Origin of the sequence: Arthrobacter sp. PAMC25284 (assembly GCF_019443425.1) — a bacterium.
GTDB lineage: Bacteria > Actinomycetota > Actinomycetes > Actinomycetales > Micrococcaceae > Arthrobacter > Arthrobacter oryzae_A.
Genome location: NZ_CP080382.1, coordinates 2,120,896 through 2,144,682, shown reverse-complemented (window position 1 = coordinate 2,144,682; position 23,787 = coordinate 2,120,896). Strand labels below are relative to the sequence as shown.

Below are 23,787 nucleotides of genomic sequence, written 5' to 3'. Positions count from 1 at the left end.
GGTGAAGCGCGGGCTGTACAGTCATCCGTCCACCCTATGCCGTGCGCTCCGGCCCGCCAGGGTTTATTCGGCGGCCGCGTCCTCGATCGGGAAGGCGACGGCCTCGCCGACAACTCGCAGGAACAGCTCGGATCCGGGGCGGGCAATCGAGGCGTTCCAGTGCCGGATCGTGATGATTTCGCCGCCACCGGGGTAGCGGTGGTCGGCCACTGCCCCGGCTGCGAGGACCGGCGGTACCGCGAGCTTGAGCCGCACCGTAGTCTCCGGGCCGAAGTAGTCGGTGTCCACAACGATCCCGCGGATGGGGCCGTCCTCTGCGATGCGGATCTGCTCGGGGCGCAGCATCAGCTGGACCCTGCCCTGGGCCGGGGGCCGGCGGACCGGGATGCCGCCGAGGGAACACGTGGCCAGCGAGCCTTCCATCCAGGCTTCGAGGATGACAGCGTCGCCCAGGAATTCGGCGGTGGCGCGGTCGGCGGGGCGGGTGTAGACGACGAACGGGTTGCCGATCTGTGCCAGCCGTCCACTGCGCATGACGGCCACCTGATCGGCGAAGGACAAGGCCTCGGCCTGGTCATGGGTCACCAGGATGGTGGTCACGCCGGCGTCGTGAAGCACTTTGCCGACGGCGCGGCGGGTGGCGACCCGGAGCCCGGCATCCAGGGCGGAAAACGGCTCGTCGAGCAGCATGAGTTCCGGCTCGCGGGCGAGGGCCCGGGCGAGGGCCACGCGCTGTTGCTGACCGCCGGAAAGCTGGTGGGGCCTGCGTTTGGCCATGGACGGGTCCAGCGAGACCATATCCAGCAGCTCCGCGACGCGGTCCTTGACGCCGCGGCTTCCGCCCGGCAGGCTGGCGGGATCGAGGCCGAAGGAGATGTTCTTGCCGACGCTCAAGTGCGGGAACAGCGCGCCGTCCTGTGCCACGTAGCCGACGTGGCGCTTGTGTGCCGGCACCCAAACGCCGTCGCCGGCCACTTTGCTTCCGTCCAGGGAGATACTCCCTGTAGCCGGGTTCTCGAAACCGGCGATCAACCGCAGCAGCGTGGTCTTACCGGAACCCGATGGACCAACGATCGCCGTCGTTCCGCCCTTGGCCACGGACAGGTTGACGCCTTTGAGTACGGACTGGGAACCGAAGTTCTTGGTGACCGCGTCAATTTCCAGGTGGCTGTTGGTCGTGGAGGCGACCGAGGGCGCAACGCGCGGTTCCGGGAGCCGGGAGGAGCTGGTTTTGGTCACTGGCCGGCTGCTTTCTTGGACTGCTGGAAGAGGAGGTAAGTCATGGGGGCGGAGATCACGATCATTAGCAGGGCATAGGGGGCGGCGCCGGCGTAGTCGATCTCGCTGCTCTTACTCCAGAACTCCGTGGCCAGGGTCCGGGTGCCATTGGGGGAGAGCAGCAAGGTCGCCGTGAGTTCGTTGACGATCGCGAGGAAGACCAGCGCGGCTCCGCCCGCTGCCGCCGGGGCCGTGAGGCGCAGCGTCACCCGGAGGAAGGCCAGCAGCGGCGGCTTGCCCAGCGCCTGCGCGGCCTCGTCGAGTTCTTTAGGGGCCTGGGCCAGGCCGGAGCGGATGTTGACCAGCGCCCGCGGCAGGAAGAGCAGGACGTAGGCCGCGACCAGCAGCGTTGAGGTCTGGTACAAGCCGGGCACGGCCCTGATGCTTACCGTCACGAAGGCGAGGCCGACGACGATCCCGGGCATCGAGCTGGTGATGTAGTTGGACAGTTCCAGGGCCTTGCTGAACGGACTCGGGTGCCGCACGGCCAGGTACGCCATAGGGAACGCCACCACTGTGGTGGCCAAGGCGCCGGCGAGGCCGTACATCAGGGTCTGCAGGAGGGCGGGCATAAACTCCGCCGCGGTCCAGATGGCGGGCCCGCCGGCAACAATCCAGCGCAGCACGAAGGTGAGCGGAAGCCCGAAGGCCAGCGCCGTGAGTGCCAGCAGGGACAGCTGGGCGGGCAGCTGGTAGCGGTGCAGCGACAGCCGGAGGGCCCTGGCCTGGGCCCCGGAGCCGACCCTGGCGTACCGGGCATTGCCGCGGCTGCGGACCTCCCCGAGCAGCAGGATGAGGCAGAGGAAAACCAGGACGCTGGCCAGCATGTTCCCGGCGGTACCGTTGAAGGTGGATTGGTACTGGACCATGATGGCCGTCGTGAAGGTGTCAAACCGGATCATCGCGAAGGCGCCGTACTCGGCCAACAGATGCAGCGACACCAGCAGCGCGCCGCCGGTCATCGCGATCCGCAGCTGCGGCAGCACCACCCGGTAGAACGCCCGCCAGGCGCCGAGGCCCAGCGATGCGGCGGACTGCTCGATCGCCGGATCCAGCCGGCTGAGGGTGGCGGCCGCCGGGATGTACACGAGCGGAAAATAGGACAGGGTGGCGATCAGCACACCGGACCACAGCCCGCCAAGGGACGGCACCGCCGAGACCCAGGCATAGCTGTTGACGAAAGCGGGAATGGCCAGCGGCGCCGCCAGCAACACCGCCCAGACCCGGTGCCCGCCCAAGCCGGTACGCTCCACCAGCCAAGCGCCACCAACGCCGAGCACGAGGCACAGCGGCACTGTGACCACCATCAGCAGCACCGTGTTCAACAACAGTTCCCCGACACGCTCGCGGAAGATCAGCGAGACGGCGGTGTCCCAGCCGGTGGTCACTGTCATCACGGCGACGTAGCCGAGGGGAACCAGCGCAAACAAGGCGATCAGGACCGCCAGGAGTGCGATCACGGAGACGCCGAAAGGCGGGCGGGGACGTTTGCCCCGGCCCGCCGTCGTCGTGTCCCCGGATGTTCTGGGAACCGTCAGCTTAGTTGCCACGCGGGTTAGAGCAACCCTGCCGCTGTCATCAGCTCGGACACCTTAGCGGAGTTGAGCTTGGCCGGGTCCACCGTGGGAGCCTGCAGGTCCGCCAGCGGAACGAGCTTGTCGTTGGCCGGAACATCGGAGGCGATGGCGTATTCGAAGGAGGTGCCCTGCTGGAGGACTTCCTGGCCCTTCTTGCCGGTGATGAACGTCAGGAACGCCTGGGCGGCCGCCGCGTTCTTCGAGGACTTCAGCACGCCGCCACCGGAGACCGACACAAACGCGCCAGGATCCTGATTTTTGAAGTAGTGCTGGGAGACGTTCTTGGAATTCTCGCCGGTCTTGGCCTGGTCCCCGAAGTAGTAGTAGTGGTAAATCAGCGCGGCCTCGACCTCGCCGGCGTTGACGGCCTTCATGGCTGTGCTGTTGCCCTTGTAGGCTGCGAAGTTTTCCTTCATGCCCTTAAGCCATTCCGCGGTGGCTTCCTCACCCTTGAGTTCCAGCAGGGCGGAGACGATGGCCTGGAAATCGGCGCCGGACGGCGAGGCCGCCCACTTGCCCTTCCACTCGGGATTCGCCAGATCCAGCATGGACTTCGGCAGCTGGTCTTCGGTCAGCTTCGTCTTGTCATAGACGAGGACGGTCGACCGGGCCGCGATGCCGGTCCATTTGTCGGTGGAGGGCCGGAACCCAGCCGGGACCTGGTCGATGGTCGCCTGGTCGATGTCCGCGAAGAGACCGGCGTTTTCCACCTGGGCCATGGCCGGGGAGTTTTCCGTCAGGAAAACGTCGGCCGGGGATGCCTGGCCCTCCTGGACGATCTGGTTGGACATCTCGGTGTCCGAGCCCTGCCGCAGCGTAACTTTCACCCCGGTTTCCGCAGTGAAGGCGTCCACCCATTCCTGCGTCAAGGACTCGTGCTGGGCGTTGTAGACGGTGATCTCACCGGACACTTTTCCGTCGGCGGCGGCGCTGCTGCTGCCGGGGGATGTGGTGCCTGAGCCGCACGCGGTCAGGCCGAGCGCGGCGGTGGCGGCCAAGGCGATGCCGGCCAGCGCAGTGTTGCGGATCTTCATGGGGCTACTTTCTGCAAGGAGAAGTTCTCGGGAGCCCTAGTCCCCGTGAGCGGGGAAGTTAGGGCATGCTCACTACGAAAAACTGTAGGTTAGCCAACCCTAAGCAACCAACCCGAAAGCCCCTTAAGTGATCAGGATCACATGAATTACGTAACTATTGCATGACCTAATTGTCTGCGGGCGATGTTGTTGGGGCGGCGACTGAGGCGGCCGCCTCGAGTGTCATCCACGCCTGCAGTTGCGTGGAGAGTTCGACGGCGGATCCCCGCGGGTAGGTCAGTGCTGCCGGGAGCTCGGGGCGGACGGAGAAAACCAGGGAACCTCCGGCTCGCGCGAGACCTTCCTCCCCGGCGATGTGGCGCCTGCCGTTCCAGAAAGCGCCGGCCGTTTCCAGGACTAGCGACGCGGCCGTCGTCCGGGTAGCGGCCGGCAGCCGGCCGTCCGTGGCCGCCAGCGCCAGGTAGCGGACCAGGATTCCGGTGAAGAGGCCGCCGTCGCCGGTCCCCTCGCTGCGCAGCACCGTGCCGGGGCCTGTTGCCCGGTCGCGTCGTCCGGCGGCGGGTGCCGGCGCGGTGAGGTGGTGTGCTGTGGCGTCAACGAGCGCGGCGGCCCGGGCCAGGTTCGCCGCACCGCCAAGCTCCAGCAGGGCGCCAAGGATGGGGCCCTGGTTGTAGCTGTAGACAGCTGCCTCCAGCGTCGGCTGCCCGGTGCCGGTGATCCGTAATCCGTCCCGGTACAGGCCCTGGTCCGGATCGTAGAGCCGGGCATCGAGCCAGTCCAGCAGGGACTGGGCCTTGTTGGACTGGCCCGTCCGGGCGTAGTAAAGCGCGGCCGGTGCCGTGGCGGGGGTGTTTTTGAAATCGCGCCGGGTATTCCAGAAGGTCCCGCCGCCCAGGTCGGCGGTGCAAGCGGAATCGAGTTGCCGGGTGAGGGTGCGCAGGATCCGGATATTGCGCCGGTGTCCAGCCGGGTGGCCGGTGCCGCCGTCGTCCGGGAGCCGGTCCAGACGCAGGGTGGCGAGCGCCAGCCAGGCCATGTCGTCGTAGTAGTTGTTGACCACTGTCAGAAGGTTTCTCAGGCGAATACCGGACAACAGTTGGGACGCCAGCCGCCCCGCGCCGCTGCCCGGCTCCCGGCGGGCGGTGTCCACAAGGCAGTCCAGGTAATGCGCCTGCCACCAGTAGTGCCACGGCGCGGCGGGGGCTGCCAGCCAGCCCGAGGGCCGGACCGTCGCGGCGAGGTGCGTACCCGGCAGGAAAAACAGCCGGCGGCCGAAAAGCCGGATCACGGCCCGGGACGCTTCGTCGGCACGGGCGGACCAGTCGGGAGGCTGTGGCGTGCCGGTGCGGGTCATTCCCCGAGCCTAGCCGCCGCCTTCTGGGGGTCCCGTGCGGAATGCCGCCATTTCAGTTAACATTCACTAACTAAGGTTTGCTGTCAGCCGACTCCATTCGGTCGGCTCACGGCACAGCCCCCGGCCCGGCGCAGGACCGGGGGCCGGGGCCGGATTCCACATCAAGGAGGATGCATGGACATCAAAGAAACTGTCGCGCTGATTACCGGCGGCGCTTCGGGGCTTGGGGCGGCGACGGCGAGACGGCTGTTCGATGATGGCGCATCCGTGGTGCTGCTGGATCTTCCCGGATCCGACGGGGACGCGTTCGCCTCGGAGTTGAACGCCGCGGCTGTGGGCCCGGCCCAGCGGGCCGTCTTCGTCGCCGCGGACGTGACCGATGAGGCTCAGGTGCAGGCCGCCGTCGACGCCGCCGTGGCCCTGGGGCCGCTGCGTGTTGTGGTGAACTGCGCAGGCATCGGCACCCCCGGCAAGGTCCTGGGCCGCGACGGTGTGCTCCCGCTGGAAAACTTCAACCGCGTTATCCAGATCAATCTCGTGGGCACCTTCAACGTCGTCCGGCTCGCCGCCGCGGCGATGGCAGCCACCGAGCCGGTCGCCACGGAACTGGGCGGCCCGGAGCGCGGCGTCATCATCAATACCGCCTCGGTCGCCGCGTTCGACGGCCAGATCGGCCAGCCCGCCTATGCCGCGTCCAAGGGTGCCGTGGCTGCGATGACGCTGCCGCTGGCCCGCGAACTGGCCCGCTCGCTGGTCCGGGTGGTCACCATCGCCCCGGGAATCTTCGAAACCCCGATGATGGCAGGCCTGCCGCAGGAGGCGCAGGACTCGCTCGGCCACCAGGTGCCGCACCCGTCGCGGCTGGGCCGGGCGGCGGAATACGCCAACCTTGCAGCGCACATCGTGGACAACGCCATGCTCAACGGTGAGACTATCCGGCTTGACGGCGCCATCCGGATGGGCCCCAAATGAGCCGCCGGACGGACACCCCCGCGGAGGACCCGACCCCGGGGCTGCCGACGGCCGACTTCTTCGACTTCGAAGCGCTGCTCAACGCACGTGAACGGAACAAGCTGGCGGAGCTGCGGGACTTCCTGGCCCGGGAGATAGCCCCCTACGCCGGGGACTGGTGGAACAAAGCCGAATTTCCGGCGCACATCCTGCCCAAGCTGGCCGCCCTCGAACTCAGCGCGCCGGCCCAGCGAGGCTATAGCAACCTGTTCGCCGGACTCGTGATCGCGGAGATGACCCGCGTGGACACGTCCATCGCAACCTTCTTCCTGGTGCACCACGACCTCTTTGTGGAATCGCTCTACGGCTTCGGTTCCGACGAACAAAAAGCGCGGTTGCTTGAGGACGCGGCAGGCCTTCGGATCACCGGCGCCTTCGCGCTCACCGAACCTGAACACGGTTCCGACGTCGCCGGCGGCATGGAAACCCGTGCCCGGCGGGTGCCGGACGGGGCGGACGACGCCGGTTCGCCCGGCGGCGACGTATGGCTGATCAACGGGGCTAAACGCTGGATCGGAAACGGGACTTTCTGCGACTACATGCTGGTCTGGGCCCGGGACGAGGCCGACGGCGCCATCCGTGGGTTCATCGTTGATGCCACCCTGCCCGGGGTCAGCCGGAGCCGGATCGAAAATAAAATCGCGCTGCGCACAGTTCAGAACGCCGACATCGTCTTCACGGACGTGGCGGTGCGGGAGGCGGACCGGTTTGCCGGGATCAGCAGTTTCGAAGACACCAACGAGCTGTTGCGCGGCTCCCGGATCATGGTCGCCTGGCAGGGTGTGGGGCAGCAGTTGGCCGCGTTCGACGTCGCCCGGCAGTACGCCGTCGAACGCCAGCAGTTCGGCCGTCCGCTGGCGAAGTTCCAGCTCATCCAGCAGCAGCTCGTGACGATGCTGGGCAACGCCGTCGCGAGCATGGGCATGATGGTCCGGATCGCGCAGCTGCAGGACCAGGGCGCGGCGGACATGCCGCAAGTGGCGCTCGCGAAGTCCTACGTCAGCGCCCGGATGCGCGAGACCGTGGCGATGGGCCGGTCGCTTTTGGGCGGCAACGGGATCGTCACGGACTACCGGATGGCCAAGATCTTCGCCGATGCGGAGGCGATCTACACCTACGAGGGGTCCTACGAGATCAACACGCTGATCGTGGGGCGTGCCGTGACGGGGGTGTCCGCGATCGTGTAGCGCAGACCTACACGGCGCTGCAGGGGTCTTTTTCGCCGGCTTCGATCCGGGCGTCCAGGCTGTTGTTCTTCACCGGCATGGGGCAGGTTCCGAAGGGAGTGAACGCGCTGGGGTAGTTGACGGCGCGGTTGAAGTCCAGGATCACCGTGCCGTCGGGGCGGGGACGGGGTGTGGAGACCTTCCTCCATTCGGCGCTGGCCTGGTCCGGGGCCGCCGCACCGTTGGTCTCGTCATGGAACGTGACCGCGAGCGCCCCGAGGCCCTCTTCTTCAGCCTGCAGGTGAAGCTCATGGGGGATGCCGGGCAGTCGGAATACGAGGTCACCCACGGACCGGTGAACCCCGTCCACCAGCGGGTTGGCGGTGCTGATCGGAACGTCGACGGGCTCCGGGTACCGCACGAACCTCGCCTCGACCACCAGGTCGGGCCGGTAATCGAAGACGGGCACGCCGTCGAACTCCGTGAACACCGGCGAGGCAGCATCCCGGGTGCGGAGAGCGTACCTGTCGGCCCGCATCGCGAGTTCGACCACCACCTGCCGGCCGTCGTCACCGCCGAACTGGATCCACAGCAGAGACTCCTCGTCGCCCAGCACGGCGCTGATCGTGCCGTCCACAGGATCGCCGCCCTCCACCATGGTCAGCCCGTCCGAGGCGGCCGCGGTGAGGAAAGCCGTGGTACCGTCCGTGGACCACCGCCCGGGGACGAGGTCGACGGCGGCGGGCTGGCCCTCCAGCCACTGGAACGACGTCAGGGTCAGCCAGCCGTGCTCGGCTGCGAGGGCCGCGTTGCGGCTCTTCCGGAAACGCTGCCAGCGGGCCAGTTGGGCATCGGCTCCGGGACGGTCTTCGGTGTGGCCGGGTTTCACGGGGTTCACGGGGTTCCTCCATGGCGGTGTCGGGGTACTAAGTCCAACGAGGCCCTGCCGGCCCGGGACATTCCGGTGCTGCACACTGTACCGGGAGCGTCGCGGTCCGGCGCCGCTGCAGGGTCAGCTTTCGCTGTCCAGCACCTTCATCTGGGAGACCTCATAACGGGTTCCGGCCGCGGCGCCGGGTGGCACCGCGTCCTCCAGGTCGGCCAGGTCGTCCGGGCTCAGCTCAACATCACCGGCGGCGAGCGCCTCGGCCAGCCGTTCCCGGGTCCGGGCGCCGACGATGGGAACGATGTCCGCCCCGCGCGAAAGCACCCAGGCGATCGCCAGTTGGGCCACCGTCACACCCTTGGCCTCGGCGACGACCCGCAACTCCTCGACAAGGCCCAGATTTCGGTCCAGGTTCTCGCCGGTAAACCGCGGGAGCCGGAACCGGACGTCCCGGCCCCGGAGAGGGTCCCGTTCCGGGGCCGGGCCCGGAGTCCAATGGCCGGACAGCAGGCCGCGGGACAGCGCGCCGTAGGCCGTTATGCCGATGCCCAGTTCGCGGGCGGTAGGCAGGATGTCCTTTTCGATCCGGCGGGAGAACAGCGAATACTCAATCTGCAAATCGCTGATGGGGTGCACCGCATGAGCGCGGCGCAGCGTGTCCGCGCCGACTTCCGACAGCCCGATATGGCGGATGTGCCCTTTCCGGACGAGCTGCGCGAGGACCTGGATGGTCTCTTCGATCGGCACGGCCGGATCCAGGCGTGCAGGGCGGTAGATGTCGATATATTCCGTGCCCAGCCGGCGCAGTGAAGAGGCCAGAAAGTTTTTGATCGAGCCGGGACGGTGATCGATGCCCGCCCAGCCGCCTGCCGGGTCCCGGAGCAGGCCGAACTTATCGCTGATGATGATGTCCTCGCGGCGGCGCCCGCGCAGTGCCTCGCCCAGCAGCAGTTCGTTGTGCCCCGAACCGTAGAAGTCGGCGGTATCCAGCAGGGTAACGCCCGCGTCGAGCGCGGCCTGGAGGGTCGCCGCGCTTTCTGTGTCGTCCGCCGCTCCGTAGTGGTCGGACATGCCCATCAGGCCAATCCCGATGGCGGCGGCGACGGGTCCGGTGGTGCCCAGGGCACGGGTCTGCGTCAGTGGCAGGGGTGTCATGGCACGACGATACGCCGCTGAGCCGCCGGTGTCGCGGGCCCGGCGGTGCCCGCCGGCATGTCCGGGCCGGTGCTTGTCCCGCGTCGGGCCGCCCGGTAGCGTCGGGTCCAGCACCGGACACTGTTGTCCATCCCGCACCGCAGTGAGGACGCCATGAACATCTCTGTACTGGGTACCGGAACTGCCGGCCGGACGCTGGCTGCCGCGCTCGCCGGCCACGGCCACCACCTCGTCATGGGGACGCGCGATCCGGAAGGGACGCTGGCCCGCACCGCGCCGGACCAGCACGCAACCTTCGCCGGGTGGCAAACCGATCACAAAACCATCAGGCTGACGGGCTATGCCGACGCCGCCGCCGACGGCGAAATCATTGTCAACGCGACCAACGGACTGCACTCGGTAGCCGCGCTCACGGCGGCCGGGGCCGGGAACCTGGCCGGCAAAATCCTGATCGACATCGCCAACCCGCTGGACTTCTCCCACGGTATGCCGCCGTCGCTGGACCCGGTGAACACCGACAGCCTGGCCGAGCAAATCCAACGCACGTTCCCGGAGGCCAAAGTAGTCAAGACCCTGAACACCATGAGTGCGGCCGTGATGGTGAATCCCCGCAGCGTCGCCGGCGGCGAGCATTCGGTGTTTGTCTCAGGCAACGATGCCAGGGCCAAAGCCACCGTTGCGGCCCTGCTCGAGGTCCTGGGACACCGCGACGTGATCGACCTCGGCGACATTACGACCGCGCGCGGAACCGAAATGCTCCTGCCCGTCTGGCTCCAGCTCTGGGGTTCCCTCGGCACTATGGCCTTTAACTTCAAGATCGCGCGCTGACGTGTGCCACCATCCGGGACGGGTTCCCGGGCCGGAGGCGGCACGGTAACATCCCTTAGGTAAGTAACCGGGCTCACAGTATCCAGCGCAGTGTACGAGCCACGCCCAACCGTCGAAAGATCGTTTCCATGGCTGACACTGCAATGCGCTCCGACACCGACCTGGCCGCTGAGCTGCGGGCTGACGTCCGCCGGGTTTCCACGCTTCTGGGCGAATCCCTGGTCCGCCAGCACGGACCCGAACTCCTGGAACTTGTCGAGCAGGTGCGCCTGCTGACCAAGGAGTCGAAGGAAGCAGCCCGGGGCGGAGCCGACGCTACCGGGCCGTGGAGTTCGCAGGACGTCGTCGCCCAGGTCCGCGAACTGCTCGGTTCCCTGCCGCTGGAACAGGCCACTGATCTGGTCCGCGCATTTGCGTTCTATTTCCACCTGGCCAACGCCGCCGAGCAGGTGCACCGGGTCCGCGGGTTGCGAACCCGGCAGGAAAAAGACGGCTGGCTCGCGAAAGCCGTCGCGGACATCGTCGAACAAGCGGGCGCGGCCACGCTGCAGGGCGTGGTCAACGCACTCGACGTCCGCCCGATCTTCACCGCGCACCCCACGGAGGCCTCGCGCCGCTCCGTGCTGGACAAGATCCGGAAGCTCTCGGACGTCCTCGCCGTGGCCACGAACGAAGGCACATCCGCACGCCGCCGGCAGGACCGGCAGCTGGCCGAAGTGATCGACCAGATGTGGCAGACCGACGAACTCCGCCAGGTCCGGCCGACCCCCGTCGATGAGGCCCGGAATGCCATCTACTACCTCACCGGCATCCTCAGCGACGCAATGCCGGAGATGCTGGCTGATTTTTCCGGGCTGCTCGGCGAACACGGCGTCACGCTGCCCGAGGACAAGGCCCCGATCCGGTTCGGCTCGTGGATCGGCGGCGACCGGGACGGCAACCCGAACGTGACGGCCGCCGTCACGCGGGAGATCCTGCAGATCCAGAACCAGCATGCCGTGCGGATCGGCATCGGCCTGGTCGATGGACTGATCTCCGTCCTGTCGAATTCGACAGCCCTGGCCGGGGCGGACCAGGAACTGCTGGACTCGATCGCCGTCGATCTCAAACACCTTCCCGGGCTGGACCGCCGGGTGCTGGAGCTCAACGCCCAGGAGCCCTACCGGCTCAAGCTCACCTGCATTAAAGCCAAACTGATGAACACCGCCCGGCGGGTAGGTGCCGGAGCCCCGCACGAGCCCGGCCGCGACTATTCGGCCACGGCCGAACTCCTCGCTGAACTCGGGCTGCTGGAACGCTCGCTCCGGCACCACCAGGCGGCACTTGCCGCGGACGGTGCCCTGGCCCGGGTCCGCCGGGCCATCGCCTCCTTCGGCCTGCACCTGGCCACCCTGGACATCCGGGAACACGCCGACCACCACCACGACGCGGTCGGTCAGTTGATGGACCGGCTCGGTGGGCCGGGCGTCCGCTACGCCGAACTCAGCCGGGCCGAGCGGCTCGAAGTCCTGGGATCGGAACTCGCCTCCCGCCGGCCGCTCTCCGGCCACCCAATTAAGCTCGACGGCGTCGCGGACGCCACGTACGACGTCTTCCGTGAGATCCGGCGCTCCCTGCGCACCTACGGGCCCCGACGTGATCGAAACCTACATCATCTCCATGACCCGCGGCGCGGACGATGTCCTGGCCGCAGCCGTACTGGCCCGCGAGGCCGGGCTGGTGAGCCTCTTCGGTGAGGCGCCGTACGCCAAAATCGGGTTTGCGCCCCTGCTGGAGACCGTGGAGGAACTGCGCGCCTCGGCCGAGATCGTGGACCGGCTGCTCTCGGACCCGTCCTACCGCGAGCTCGTCCGGCTCCGCGGCGATCTGCAGGAAATCATGCTGGGCTATTCGGATTCCAACAAGGAATCCGGCGTGATGACGAGCCAGTGGGAGATCCACAAAACCCAGCGCAAGCTCCGCGACGTCGCCGCAAAGCACGGCGTCCGGGTGCGCCTCTTCCACGGCCGTGGCGGGTCCGTGGGCCGCGGCGGCGGACCGACTTACGACGCGATCATGGCCCAGCCCAACGGCGTGCTGGAAGGTGAGATCAAGTTCACCGAGCAGGGCGAAGTCATCTCGGACAAGTATTCGCTGCCCGAGCTGGCCCGGGAGAACCTGGAACTCTCGCTAGCGGCGGTTCTGCAGGGTTCGGCGCTGCACCGCGACCCACGCACCTCGGAGGACCAGCGCGAGGGCTACGGGCAGGTCATGGAAACCATCTCCGACGCGGCGTTCGCCCGGTACCGGACACTGATCGACGACCCGGACCTGCCCGCCTACTTCATGGCCTCGACCCCGGTGGAGCAGTTGGGATCGCTGAATATTGGCTCCCGGCCCTCCAAAAGGCCCGACTCGGGCGCCGGACTCGAAGGCCTGCGCGCCATTCCCTGGGTGTTCGGCTGGACCCAATCCCGGCAGATCGTGCCGGGCTGGTTCGGCGTCGGGTCCGGGCTCAAGGCGGCCCGCGACGCCGGCCACACCGCGCAGCTTGTCTGGATGGCGGCGGACTGGCCATTCTTCCGGTCGGTCCTGTCCAACGTCGAGATGACGCTGGCGAAGACGGACATGGACATCGCCGGGTACTACGTCTCCACCCTGGTTCCCGAGGAACTGCACCACCTGTTCCGCGCCATCCGTGCCGAATACGAGCTCACCGTCGCAGAAATCCAGAGCCTCACGGGCGAGGATGTGCTCCTCGATGCCCAGCCCACGCTCAAGCGGTCGCTGGAAATCCGCGACCAGTACCTGGACCCGATCAGCTACCTGCAGGTCGAACTGCTGCGCCGGATCCGCGCCGATGCCCCGCCAGGGGCGAGTATCTCCGGCGCTGAAATCGACGAACGCCTCCAGCGCGCCATGCTGATTACGGTCAACGGCGTCGCTGCCGGCCTGCGCAACACCGGATAGCACCCCGGCGGGGCCGGGCGGACTGCCCCCGCCGGCCGACGACTAGGGTGGAAGCATGCCCTCGTTCCAGACAAGACTCAAGATCACCGGGCTTAAACCCGGCAGCCCTCCTGAAGCTGTGATGGAGGCCGCCGTCGAGGCGCTCGGGACACGACATCACGTGGAATCGAACCAGCTTGATCTGGCGGGCGGCGTGCCGCAGCTGAATCTGCGGTTCCTGGTCGATGCGACGTCCTACCCGGCGGAGAACCACCAGGCGCGGGAGTCGGCGGCGATGATGCGCGACGCCGTGGAACGCGTGGCCCTGACCGGATCCCTGACAGTGCTGCGCCGCAGCCGCGGCCGCTGGGCCCCCGTCTAGGCTCAGATATCCAGTTCCTCGGCGGGGTCATCGATGGCGGAACGGTTGCCGCGTCGGCGCGTGACGATCACTCCGATGACCGCCCCGATGAGCAGCCCGACGCCGACGCCGATCAGGGAGCTGGCCCAGAAGGGCAGCTGTGTCGCGGAACCGGTGAAATAGCCCAGAGCGGCGGACCAAAACGCCCAGAGGAAACCGCCCAGAGCCGCGCAGAGGCTGAAGGCGCGTGTCGAGACGTCGGCGATCCCCGCCGCGGCCGATGTCGCGAGCCGTCCGCCCGGGATAAACCGGACCCCGATGATTGCCCCGTAGGTGGACGACCGGCCGGCATGCGCGATCGCCGAATGCACGCCCGCATGGAACGCCCGGCCCCATTTCCAGCGGTCCAGAACGTGGCTCAGGCGCCGCTTGAAGAGTTGGAACACCACAAGATCGCCCAGCCACGAAGCCACAGCGGCCACGAGTCCCACCAGGAAGAGGTTGGCCCGCCCCTCCGCGGACAGGACACCCCCGGTGATGACCAGCATCTCGGAAGGAATGGGAGGGAAAATGGCATCGCCGAAAACCGTGGGGACTATCCAGAAATAGATCGCGGCACCCCACGTGTCGGCATTGCCCAAGTCCATGGCCACAACGTACCGCACATTCGGCGGGCCGGTGCGCCGGCGGACGGGCCAGTGTCAGCGGCGGCCGGGCTAGTGGGCTTCGCTGAGCCGGAGGCGGCTGCGGTACTCCACCGGCTGCCGGCTGATGGGGTCCACGAAGCGGATGCCGCGGGCCAGAAGCTGGAGCGGTTTGGTGTAGTCGTCCGGGGCTTTGTCCAGCAGGTCGGGGTAGAACGCGTCGTTGACGATTCCCAGGCCGAGCGAGGCCATGTGCACGCGGAGCTGATGGGTTTTGCCCGAATGCGGCTCCAAGCGGTAGAGGGCGCGGCGCCTACCGCCCGTGGAGGCCCCTCCGTCGAGCGTCCTCAGCAGTTCGATCCGGGTTTCCGCGTTGGGCTCACCGTCGATGACTTCGGCCAGCAGGTAGCTGCGTGACTTGGTCATCCGGTTCCGCACCACGATGGGCAAGCCCACGGCCGGATGGCCGGGCGCCGGCAGGGCCGCGGACACACACTCGTATTCCTTCCGGACCTGGCGTTTCTCGAAGAGCACCTGGTACTTGCCGCGGGTCTCGGGATTGGTTGAGAGCAGCAGGATGCCGGCCGTCATGCGGTCCAGGCGGTGCATCGGGATGAGGTCCGGCAGCTCGAGCTGGTTCCGCAGCCGGACCAGCGCCGATTCCTGAATGTATGTGCCGCCGGGCGTCGTCGGCAGGAAGTGCGGCTTATCCACGACAAGCAGATGCTCGTCCTGGTGGAGGATGCTCAACTCCACCGGAATCCGGGTCTCGGGCGGCAGAGTCCGGTAGTACCAGATAAAGGTGTGGTCCCGCAGCGGTGTGGTCCGATCCAGGGCGATGCCTGTCTCGCCCACGATCTCACCGGCGTCGAACCGGTCCTCGATGCCCTGCGGGTCGATGTGTCCCCACCGGTGCATCATGTAGTCCATCGCAGTGCCCCAGGGACCCTCGTCCGGGAGCCGGAGGCGGGTCGCGTTGACGCCGTCGCGCACGGGGAGGGGGGATTGCATCACCGGTCCATTCTACGGTGCGGCCCAGAACGGACTCCCCGCCGCACCCGCTGGCGCCCCCGCCCGCGCTCCCTTACCCCTGCAGCCTTTCCCCTGCCGCCATTTAGACGGTGCCCTGCAGATACGACGCCGCGGCGCAGCGAAATTGCACGGGAACGTCGAAACGGACGGGAGCACGCCGATTACGACGGCGGGAATTCAGGCGATCGCGACGACGGGCAGAGCCTGGGGCCGGCGCCGGAGCTGCGGGGCTGCCGCCAGCCGGTCCTGGGCAGCCCGCAACGCCAGCACGGCGGTTTCCAGCTCCTCCGGCGGCAACGTGAACGGCACGCGCAGATAGTACTCAAACGCGCCGCCAACGCCGAACCGGGGACCGGCTGCGAGCCTCAGGCCGAAGTCCGGTGCGATCACCGCCATCGCCGTGCTGGCCGGCGATGGCAAGCGGCACCAGACGGACAGTCCGCCGTCGGGCCGTTCCGCCTCCCAGGAGGGCAGATGATCGGCGAGCAGCGCCATAAGGACCTCACGGTTTTCACGGAGCATGCCCAGTCGTGCCGGGAGCGGTTCGGTGAGAGCGCCGACAAGATGTGCGGCGGCAAGCTGCTCGACGACGGGACCGCCGAGGTCCATGATGGTGCGGGCGGCCGCGAAGCGCGTGATGAGGGACTCCTCGGCGCGGATCCAGCCTGTCCGCAGGCCCGCCCAGTGCGATTTGCTGAGCGAACCGATCGAGACCACAGCCGGGCTGAAGGCGGCCAGCGGCGTGGAGGCCACGGCGTCAAGGTTCAGTTCCCGCAGCGTCTCGTCCACCACCAGCACAGTGCCGGACGCGGCGGCGGCGCGGACGAGCCGGCGCCGCTGCGGATCCGGCATCAGCCGGCCCGTGGGGTTGTGGAAGTCCGGGACCACATAGGCCAGGGCTGGCCGCTGCTGCCGAAGCGTGGCCTCCATCGCATCAAGATCCCAGCTTTCCGCGGGGTGCCGGCCGGCCGGGGGCATGGACACGGGGATCGGGCGGCAGCCGGCGGACCGGATGGCGTCAAGGGCGTTCGGGTAGCTCGGATGTTCGACGAGCACCTTGTCGGCCCGGCTGGCCAGAGCACGCAAAACGATGTTCAGGGCATGTTGCGCGCCGGACGTCACCAGAATCTGGGCGGGCGAGGTTGGCACGCCGTTGTCCGTGTACCGGGCGGCGATTGCCTCCCGCAGGGGCCGGACGCCAAGCGCGTCGTAGCCGAAGCCGGGCAGCAGGGCCGGCAATTCGGTCAGTGCGGCAGCGAACGCCCGGTGCACCACTTCGCCGCTGGCAGGCAGCGACGCGTAGGCAAGGTCGAGGAGCCCGTCCGGAACGGGGAGACCCGGAGGCCCGCTGAGGTTTGACCCGCCGGCCAGGCCGGACCGCCCGCTGCCGGTGCTGCCAGCCCGGCCCGCAGCGCCGGTCAAGCCCGGGCCGCGCGGTCCTGGCTGTGGGATGCACGTTCTGCCGCGGCTGCCTTGGCCGCTGCTCAAAAACCCCTGCTCCCGCAGCGCGGTATAGGCGGCCGTAACGGTGGTGCGGCTGATGCCGAGCGTGGCTGACAGGGAACGTTCGCTCGGCAGTGCGACGTCGAGCGGGACCCGGCCGTCCAGGACCAGGAGACGGACGACGTCGGACAGCTCACGGTACGCCGGGGCGGCGCCGGGATTCCACCGGCCGAGCAGCCGTGCGAGGGAACTGGGAGCCAGGGAGCCGGACATAAGGCCAGTATCTCAAACTGGCTATGGATTACAAGGCCAGTTATCGTCAGGATGGAGAACATGATGACCCGCAGAATCCTCCAGCTCCTGATCGGCCTCGCCATGTACGGCGTATCCCTGGCGATGTTCATCCGGGCCGGGCTCGGGCTGGACCCCTGGGATGTGTTCCATCAGGGCCTGGCCGGGAGGGTGGGCCTGAGTATCGGCACCGTCGTGGTGATCGTCAGTTTCCTGGTTCTGCTGCTTTGGATCCCACTGCGGCAGCGGCCCGGGTTCGGGACGCTGGCCAACGCCGTGCTTGTCGGGGTGTTCGCCGACGTGGGTCTCGCACTGATTCCGGAGTTCTCGCACCTTGGCGGGCAGATCGGGATGCTCGCCGGTGCCGTGCTGCTCAACGGCATCGCGTCCGCCTGCTACATCGGCGCCCGCTTTGGCCCGGGCGCCCGGGACGGCCTGATGACCGGCCTGGCCCGGCGCACCGGCTGGTCGGTCCGGAACTCCCGGACAGGCATCGAAGCCGTGGTTCTGGCCACCGGCTGGCTGCTGGGCGGCTCAGTCGGTGTCGGGACCGTGGTTTACGCGCTGGCCATCGGCCCGCTGGTACAACTGCTGCTGCCGTGGTTCACGGTGCCGGTGCGGGTCATGCCTGCGCAGGCGCGGTCCGGACCTGCCGGCCCCGGGCAGCCAGCCCCGGAGTTGTCCAGCGCCGAGCCGGCAACGGTGGATCCTGCCGGGCGTCAGCCCGCGGCACCCGGCAGCGGCTGGCATTTGGGGCAGAAGTAGATGTCCCGTTCCTCGGTGCCCGTTCCTTTGGCGAGGACCCCGTGGCGCACCGGGGTCCGGCATTTAAGGCAGGCCTGGTGTTCGCGCCGGTAGACCCAGTAGCCGGGCAATCCGGAGGTCCGGCCCACAGGCGTCCCGCGCGGGTTGAGCACGGTCACCCGGCGCCCTGGCCCCAGATTGGCTTCCAGCAGAACCTTGGCGTGGGTGATCATGGCAGTGAGGTCCGGCACCTCCGCTACCGGCACCGCGGGGTGAACTCCGGAGAGGAAGCACGCCTCGCAGCGGTAAATGTTGCCGATGCCAGCGAGGTTCCGCTGGTCCAGCAGCGCGACTCCGATTGGAACCTCCGGGTTGGCGCGGAGCCGGGCCTCGGCCGCGGCGATGTCCCAGTCGGGACCCAATAGGTCTGGCCCGAGATGTCCCACCACAGAGTCCTCTTCCGAGGTGCGGACCACTTCAACGACTCCCAGCGAAAAACCGACGGCGTCAGCCGTGGCCGTCCGCAACACGCACCGGGCCGTGAACCCCGGTTTCCGCCACCGGCCTCCCGGCGGATAGACCTGCCAGGTGCCCTCCATCTTCAAATGTGAGTGGATGGTCAGCCCCTCGTCTGCCGCGCCCGGCCGGGCCGGCCGGGCCGGGTCGCCCGGCCGGGCCGGCCGGGCCGGGTCGCCCGGCCGGGCCGGGCCTCCAGCGGCCAGGCTCCCGCCTCCGGCCCCGCCGTCCGCGGCGCCGGCCGGGCGCCGGAGCCGCATAAGCAGGTGCTTGCCGCGCGGCACGACTTCGGTCACGGTCCAGCCGGCCAGGTTGAGCGTCGCGAAGCGCGGCACCCGGAAGTCCGAGGAGATGAGCTCCTGTCCCGCAAGGGCGGCATGCAGCTGGGCGGTCGCCCGCCAGACGGAATCGCCCTCAGGCACGGATCCTCAACCCCTTCGGTGTGGAGTAGGCGCCCGCATGGGCCAGGGCGGCGGCGACCGGGGTGTCCAGGATGCCGTGTCCATTGACTTTCTCCATGATCAACTTATCTACTGCCCGGCGCGTCACCACTCCTACGAGGGCAACTCCGGCGGCAGCCAGGATGTTGGCGTCGTCCGTGAATGCCAGCAGCGTCTTGCCGCCTCGTTCGACGTAAAGGACCAGAGCGCCGTCGACCAGCACCACAAGGGCCCCGGCTTTCCGGCCGGGCCGGTGGCCGGTGCCGGCCTCGACGTCGAGGCCCGGCCACGGCAGGGCAGCGCCGTAAGGGTTGGCGGGGTCGGTCGCGGCGAGGGCCAGCGCCATGGGATCGGGCTTGGCCAGTTGGCTGTCCTCGGCGTAGGAACGCAGCCGGTCGACGGTGGCGGGCACCGCGAACTGGGCCGCGCCAAGATGTTCGATGAAGTAGCCCCGGCGGCAGCGGCCCGCTTCCTCCAACCGGGCCAGGACTTTGTACATCAGGCCGAAGCCGCCCAGGATGTTCTCCGCCATGACCGATCCGCGGGTCAGCACACCGTAGCGGTCCAGCAGCAATTCCGCCGTGGCCCGGGCATGGATGGTGGGATCAAGTTCGGGGGCGGGTAACGCGGACCAGCGTCCGGCGGCCAGCGGGGGAGTAGGCAAACCTCCCCCGGCGGAGCCGTGGCGTCCACCGTCGAGTCCGGGCGAGCCGAGCAGCCCGGTGCCGTGCGCCCGGCCCAGGCGGCTCAGCCGGGGCGCCCTGGCCCGCGGTGCCCGCGCGGCCTGCCGGTGCGCGGTGTGACCGCCCGCGATCAATGCCCGGACGGGGGCGAACGTGTCGCCGGTGATCCGGCCGGCCCATACCAGGTCCCACAGCGCGGACACGACGTCCTGATCGCCGAGCACGGCATCCATGCCCCCGGCGATCTCTTTCAACTGCCGGTAGAAGTAGCCGCCGCCGTTGGTCTTCAGGTGCTCCAGCAGCCGTTGCTGAGCGTCCCCTGGCTCGTAGCCGATCACAGGGTTCAGCGTCAGGTCGGCAGAATCTGCCAGGTGCAGGCTGAGCCAGCCGTCGTTCCCCGGCAGCGCCCCCGCGCCGGACCAGAGGACTTCCCCGGCGGCCATCAGCTCGTCCAGCATCGCTGGCTGATAGTCCGCCACACGGCTGGCCAGGATCAGCGGTTCCCAGGCGGACGCCGGGATGGGCACGCCGGAAAGCTGGTCGACGGCCGTGATGATCCCGTCCAGTCCCCGCAGGACCGACTGGCCCCGGCGGCTGTCCGGTGTGCGGACGTTCTGCCAGGCGGGCAGGAACCGGCCATAAGCGGCCGCGTCGACGGGTTCCACTTCGGCCCGCAGGGCTGCGAGTGAGCGGCGGCGGAGCTTGCGCAGCACCTCGGCGTCGCACCATTCGCTGGCTCCGGTGAGAGGCTGAGCCACGGCGGCGGGCACCCAGGCGGCGGTCCCGTCTTCGTCCGCCCGATCGCCTACTCCGTCGTCCCCCGCCGGTAGCTTTTCTTCGGGCGGCGCGGGGTGCGGGCGGAACTCACCCTCGACCACACGACCGTCGGCTGCGAGCCGCTTCAGCGCGGTGCCCACGACGGCGACTCCGAGTCCCAGCCGGGCCGCAGCTTCGGCCGCGGTGAACGGACCGTGGGTGCGGGCATACCGGGACACAAGATCACCCAAGGGGTCAGCGACGGGCTCGATGAACGCCAACGGCACGCCCATGGGCAGGGGAACACCGAGGGCGTCGCGAAGCCGGGCCGCATCCTCGACCGCGGCGTGGCGTTCGACGCCGCCGATGTTCACCTTGATGGCGCGGTTGGCCCGCAACAGCGCGGTGAGGTGCGCGACGGCGGCGTCGGCGAGCGGTGCCGCCGGTGCCGCCGGTGCCGGGGCACTCTCCGCGGTCACGGCCTCCAGCCGGGCGGCGACCTCGTCCGGGGTCAGCGGACCCAGGAGGCGCAGCAGGTCCGCGACGCCTTCGAGCCCGCGCACTTTCCGGTCCGGGGTGAGCCGCTGTAGTTCCCGTTCGGTCCCATCGATGACGCTGGCATCAAGGAGTTCGCGCAACTCGACCCGGCCGAGGAGTTCGTTGAGCAGGGTCGAATCCAGGGCCAGCGCGGCGGCGCGGCGCTCAGCGAGCGGCGAATCGCCCTCATACAGGAACTGGGCGACGTAGCCGAACAGCAGGGACTTGGCGAACGGTGAGGGCTGCTGGGTGGTGGTCTCCACGATCCGCAGTTCACGCCGTTCCACCGCGGCGGCGAGGTCCTTGAGGGCCGGCAGGTCGTAAACATCCTGCAGGCATTCGCGCACGGTTTCGAGCACGATCGGGAAGGTCGGGTATTTCCGGGCGACGTCCAGCAGTTGGGCCGAGCGCTGGCGCTGCTGCCACAGCGGTTGCCTCTTGCCGGGATTCTGCCGGGGCAGCAGCAAGGCCCGGGCCGCGCACTCGCGGAACCGCGAGGCGAAGAGGGCGCTGCCGCCGACCTCGGCTGTGACGATCTGCTCCAGCTCCTCCGGGTCGAAGAGGAACAATTCCGCGCCGGGCGGCTCGTCCTCCATCATGGGAACGCGCAGCACAATGCCGTCATCGGCGGCCATCGCGGAGCCATCCATGCCATAGCGCTGGTGCAGTCGCTGGCCGACGGCGAGCGCCCACGGTGCGTGGACGGGCATACCGAAGGGGCTGTGCAGCACCACCCGCCAGTCGCCGAGCTCATCGTGGAAACGCTCGACGACGAGGGTCGTGTCGCTCGGGACCACCTCGGTGGCGAGCTTCTGCTCGGCGAGGTACTGGATGAGGTTGTTGGCGGCGAAGTCGTCGAGGCCGCTGGCCCTACAGCGTTCCGTGGCCGGCCCGACGTCGGACGCGGAGAGTTCCCGGACGAACGCACCGAGGGCGCGGCCCAGATCGACGGGGCGGCCCAGGGAGTCACCCTTCCAGAAGGGAAGCTTGCCGGGCTGGCCGAAGGCGGGGGTGACGAGGACACGGTCGTGGGTGATGTCCTCGATCTTCCAGCTGGTCGCGCCGAGGGCGAAGACATCCCCGACCCGGGACTCGTAGACCATTTCCTCGTCGAGTTCGCCGACCCGCCGTCCGCCCTTGGCTGCCGCAGCGGCCGGGCTCGCGGCCCGTCCGTCGCCGCCCGCAGAACCAGACCCTTCCACCTCGGTGCCGATGATGTAGACGCCGAACAGCCCCCGGTCCGGAATCGTCCCGCCTGAGGTGACGGCGAGCCGCTGCGCGCCCGGCCGGCCCTCGATGGTGCCGGCGTTACGGTCCCAGATGATCCGCGGACGCAGTTCCGCGAATTCGTCGGATGGGTAGCGCCCGGCCAGCAGGTCCAGGGTGGCCTCGAATGCGGAGCGGGGGAGTGAAGCGAAGGGGGCGGACCGCCGGACGGTCGCGAACCATTCCTCCACCTCGATCGCGCCGAGGGCGGTCGCGGCAACGGTCTGCTGGGCGAGGATATCCAGCGGGTTGGCGGGGACGCTGAGCCGTTCGATCTTGCCGCCGAGCATCCGCTCGACCGTGATCGCGGTGTGCACAAGGTCCGCCCGGTGCTTGGGGAACAGGACGCCCTGGGAGATCTCGCCGACCTGGTGCCCGGCGCGGCCCACGCGCTGCAATCCGCTGGCCACCGAGGGCGGCGACTCGACCTGGACGACGAGGTCCACGGCGCCCATGTCGATGCCGAGCTCCAGCGACGACGTGGCCACGACGCAGCGCAGCCGCCCGGACTTGAGGTCGTCCTCGATGAGGGCGCGCTGGTCCTTGGACACGGATCCGTGGTGGGCGCGGGCCAGCACCGGGTCGGTGCCGGCGGTGCTGCCGGCCTGCGCCATCATGTGTGCCGGGGTGGCCGTCGACGCCGGCGCCAGCGCGGATCCGCCGGCTGATCCGTTTCCGCCGGTGGATCCGAAGGCTGATCCGGCCCCGTCAGCCGGCAGGCCGGTCAAACCGTCATCCTGCAGCGAATCCCAGCCGCCGGCGGCGGCGGCGGCCATCAGCTGCCGTTCGGCATAGATTTCATTGAGCCGGGCCGTGAGCCGCTCGGAGAGCCGGCGGGAGTTGGCGAACACGATGGTGGACTGGTTGGCCAGCACCAGGTCCACGATCTTTTCCTCCACATGCGGCCAGATGGAGGCCTGCGGCTGCAGGCCCGAGGCCGGGCCGGAGTCGAAGGCCCCGGCTGCGCCCTGGAGATCGGTCATGTCCTCGACGGGGACGGAGACGGTCAGGTCCCAGTTTTTCCGCGATGGCGGCGCAACAATCTCCACGGGCGCCGAGCCCGCCAGAAACTGTGCCACGAGCTCCCGCGGCTCCACCGTCGCGGACAGCCCGATCCGCTGCGCCGGCTTGGGCAGCAACGCATCGAGGCGTTCCAGCGAGACGGCGAGGTGGGCGCCGCGTTTCGTTCCGGCGACAGCGTGGACCTCATCGATGATGATGGTGTCGATCTCGCTGAGGGTTTCCCGGGCCTTGGAAGTCAGCATCAGGAACAGTGACTCGGGTGTGGTGATGAGGATGTCGGGCGGACGGCTGAGCAGCGCACGCCGGTCCGCCGTCGTCGTATCCCCGGAGCGGACCCCGACGGTGATCAGGGGCGCCGGCAGGTTCAGGCGTTTGGCGGTCTGAGTGATGCCGATGAGCGGGGCGCGGAGGTTTCGTTCGACGTCAACGCCGAGGGCCTTAAGCGGGGAAATATACAGCACCCGGGTTTTGCGCTGGGGTGCCTTCCGTCGGGTGCCCTTTCCGGTTGCCGGCGTCAGGCCAGGCAGTGATTCCGGCTCGGCGGGAACGGAGACGAGCAGCCGGTCCAGGGCCCAAAGGAAGGCGGCGAGGGTCTTGCCGGATCCGGTGGGAGCGACCACGAGGGCGTGCGAGCCGGAGGAAATGGCGTTCCAAGCGCCGTTCTGGGCCGGGGTGGGCGCGGAAAAAGCGCCCTGGAACCAGTCCCGGGTCGGCCGGCTGAACCGGTCCATGGCGTCGGCCGCGAGTGTGCCGCCAGCGAGTTCCTGCCCCGTCATTCCTCCATCATGCCTTACGGCACCGACACTCTTGGGCGGGCGCCCAACCGCCGCCCGC

At 68.7% G+C, this 23,787-nt stretch carries 16 protein-coding genes and 1 pseudogene; 6 read left to right on the top strand and 11 right to left on the bottom strand.

Annotated elements, in window-relative coordinates; translation table 11 throughout:
* Positions 1-63: 63 nt before the first annotated feature.
* The 4 genes from KY499_RS09905 to KY499_RS09890 form a co-directional block, all read right to left on the bottom strand.
* Positions 64-1,239 carry an ABC transporter ATP-binding protein gene (locus KY499_RS09905; protein ID WP_123256759.1) on the bottom strand — a complete coding sequence of 392 codons (1,176 nt, stop codon included), beginning with the start codon at positions 1,237-1,239 and terminating at the stop codon, positions 64-66.
* Positions 1,236-2,828 carry an iron ABC transporter permease gene (locus KY499_RS09900; RefSeq protein WP_183164600.1) on the bottom strand — a complete coding sequence of 531 codons (1,593 nt, stop codon included), beginning with the start codon at positions 2,826-2,828 and terminating at the stop codon, positions 1,236-1,238. Before KY499_RS09900 ends, KY499_RS09905 begins: the two co-directional genes overlap by 4 nt.
* Before the next feature lie 5 nt (positions 2,829-2,833).
* Complete coding sequence (locus KY499_RS09895) at positions 2,834-3,889, bottom strand: iron ABC transporter substrate-binding protein (protein WP_123256760.1); 1,056 nt, start codon at positions 3,887-3,889, stop codon at positions 2,834-2,836.
* A 166-nt stretch (positions 3,890-4,055) separates the two neighbouring features.
* On the bottom strand, positions 4,056-5,243 hold the full coding sequence (locus tag KY499_RS09890; RefSeq protein WP_219885326.1) for a glycoside hydrolase family 76 protein: 1,188 nt from the start codon (positions 5,241-5,243) through the stop codon (positions 4,056-4,058).
* Positions 5,244-5,417: 174 nt separating this feature from the next.
* Between KY499_RS09890 and KY499_RS09885 the strand changes: the two genes are divergently transcribed.
* Together KY499_RS09885 and KY499_RS09880 are read left to right on the top strand one after the other, a co-directional pair.
* Positions 5,418-6,215: an SDR family NAD(P)-dependent oxidoreductase gene (locus tag KY499_RS09885; RefSeq protein ID WP_123256762.1), complete on the top strand. Its 798-nt coding sequence runs from the start codon at positions 5,418-5,420 to the stop codon at positions 6,213-6,215.
* Positions 6,212-7,441, top strand: a complete 1,230-nt coding sequence (locus tag KY499_RS09880; RefSeq protein WP_123256763.1) for an acyl-CoA dehydrogenase family protein — start codon at positions 6,212-6,214, stop codon at positions 7,439-7,441. The genes KY499_RS09885 and KY499_RS09880 overlap by 4 nt, the downstream gene beginning before the upstream one ends.
* Before the next feature lie 7 nt (positions 7,442-7,448).
* Here KY499_RS09880 and KY499_RS09875 read toward each other — a convergent pair whose 3' ends face one another.
* Together KY499_RS09875 and KY499_RS09870 are read right to left on the bottom strand one after the other, a co-directional pair.
* Entirely contained in the window at positions 7,449-8,318 is an 870-nt protein-coding gene (locus tag KY499_RS09875) for a DUF1684 domain-containing protein (RefSeq protein WP_258190700.1), read from the bottom strand.
* Positions 8,319-8,432: 114 nt separating this feature from the next.
* Positions 8,433-9,461 (bottom strand): aldo/keto reductase, encoded by a 1,029-nt coding sequence (locus KY499_RS09870; RefSeq protein WP_219885325.1) that lies wholly within the window; start codon positions 9,459-9,461, stop codon positions 8,433-8,435.
* 153 nt (positions 9,462-9,614) lie between these two features.
* On the opposite strand from KY499_RS09870, the gene KY499_RS09865 reads away from it, so the two are divergent.
* The 3 genes and pseudogenes from KY499_RS09865 to KY499_RS09855 all read left to right on the top strand — a co-directional run bounded on the left by KY499_RS09865 (position 9,615) and on the right by KY499_RS09855 (position 13,599).
* Positions 9,615-10,289: an NADPH-dependent F420 reductase gene (locus KY499_RS09865; protein WP_123256863.1), complete on the top strand. Its 675-nt coding sequence runs from the start codon at positions 9,615-9,617 to the stop codon at positions 10,287-10,289.
* Between the two features lie 128 nt (positions 10,290-10,417).
* Positions 10,418-13,238 (top strand): annotated as a pseudogene (gene ppc / locus KY499_RS18780) (phosphoenolpyruvate carboxylase).
* 55 nt (positions 13,239-13,293) lie between these two features.
* Complete coding sequence (locus KY499_RS09855) at positions 13,294-13,599, top strand: hypothetical protein (RefSeq protein ID WP_123256765.1); 306 nt, start codon at positions 13,294-13,296, stop codon at positions 13,597-13,599.
* Positions 13,600-13,601: 2 nt separating this feature from the next.
* Here KY499_RS09855 and KY499_RS09850 read toward each other — a convergent pair whose 3' ends face one another.
* From KY499_RS09850 to KY499_RS09840, 3 genes are all read right to left on the bottom strand, one after another.
* Positions 13,602-14,225 (bottom strand): DedA family protein, encoded by a 624-nt coding sequence (locus KY499_RS09850; protein WP_123256864.1) that lies wholly within the window; start codon positions 14,223-14,225, stop codon positions 13,602-13,604.
* A 69-nt stretch (positions 14,226-14,294) separates the two neighbouring features.
* Positions 14,295-15,233, bottom strand: a complete 939-nt coding sequence (locus KY499_RS09845; protein ID WP_219886978.1) for an RluA family pseudouridine synthase — start codon at positions 15,231-15,233, stop codon at positions 14,295-14,297.
* A 198-nt stretch (positions 15,234-15,431) separates the two neighbouring features.
* Positions 15,432-16,970 carry a PLP-dependent aminotransferase family protein gene (locus tag KY499_RS09840; RefSeq protein ID WP_219885324.1) on the bottom strand — a complete coding sequence of 513 codons (1,539 nt, stop codon included), beginning with the start codon at positions 16,968-16,970 and terminating at the stop codon, positions 15,432-15,434.
* Positions 16,971-17,030: 60 nt separating this feature from the next.
* On the opposite strand from KY499_RS09840, the gene KY499_RS09835 reads away from it, so the two are divergent.
* On the top strand, positions 17,031-17,753 hold the full coding sequence (locus KY499_RS09835; protein WP_219885323.1) for a YitT family protein: 723 nt from the start codon (positions 17,031-17,033) through the stop codon (positions 17,751-17,753).
* Here KY499_RS09835 and KY499_RS09830 read toward each other — a convergent pair.
* Complete coding sequence (locus KY499_RS09830) at positions 17,708-18,670, bottom strand: Fpg/Nei family DNA glycosylase (protein ID WP_219885322.1); 963 nt, start codon at positions 18,668-18,670, stop codon at positions 17,708-17,710. The genes KY499_RS09835 and KY499_RS09830 overlap by 46 nt on opposite strands.
* On the bottom strand, positions 18,663-23,729 hold the full coding sequence (locus KY499_RS09825) for a DNA glycosylase AlkZ-like family protein (RefSeq protein ID WP_219885321.1): 5,067 nt from the start codon (positions 23,727-23,729) through the stop codon (positions 18,663-18,665). Before KY499_RS09825 ends, KY499_RS09830 begins: the two co-directional genes overlap by 8 nt.
* Positions 23,730-23,787 lie beyond the last annotated feature (58 nt).

Bases quoted from the DNA above. Each gene is read 5' to 3' on its own strand.
- KY499_RS09895 (WP_123256760.1), bottom strand. From the start codon at position 3,889: ATGAAGATCCGCAACACTGCGCTGGCCGGCATCGCCTTGGCCGCCACC.
- KY499_RS09890 (WP_219885326.1), bottom strand. From the start codon at position 5,243: ATGACCCGCACCGGCACGCCACAGCCTCCCGACTGGTCCGCCCGTGCC.
- KY499_RS09885 (WP_123256762.1), top strand. From the start codon at position 5,418: ATGGACATCAAAGAAACTGTCGCGCTGATTACCGGCGGCGCTTCGGGG.
- KY499_RS09880 (WP_123256763.1), top strand. From the start codon at position 6,212: ATGAGCCGCCGGACGGACACCCCCGCGGAGGACCCGACCCCGGGGCTG.
- KY499_RS09870 (WP_219885325.1), bottom strand. From the start codon at position 9,461: ATGACACCCCTGCCACTGACGCAGACCCGTGCCCTGGGCACCACCGGA.
- KY499_RS09865 (WP_123256863.1), top strand. From the start codon at position 9,615: ATGAACATCTCTGTACTGGGTACCGGAACTGCCGGCCGGACGCTGGCT.
- KY499_RS09855 (WP_123256765.1), top strand. From the start codon at position 13,294: ATGCCCTCGTTCCAGACAAGACTCAAGATCACCGGGCTTAAACCCGGC.
- KY499_RS09850 (WP_123256864.1), bottom strand. From the start codon at position 14,225: ATGGACTTGGGCAATGCCGACACGTGGGGTGCCGCGATCTATTTCTGG.
- KY499_RS09845 (WP_219886978.1), bottom strand. From the start codon at position 15,233: ATGCAATCCCCCCTCCCCGTGCGCGACGGCGTCAACGCGACCCGCCTC.
- KY499_RS09840 (WP_219885324.1), bottom strand. From the start codon at position 16,970: ATGTCCGGCTCCCTGGCTCCCAGTTCCCTCGCACGGCTGCTCGGCCGG.
- KY499_RS09835 (WP_219885323.1), top strand. From the start codon at position 17,031: ATGATGACCCGCAGAATCCTCCAGCTCCTGATCGGCCTCGCCATGTAC.
- KY499_RS09825 (WP_219885321.1), bottom strand. From the start codon at position 23,729: ATGACGGGGCAGGAACTCGCTGGCGGCACACTCGCGGCCGACGCCATG.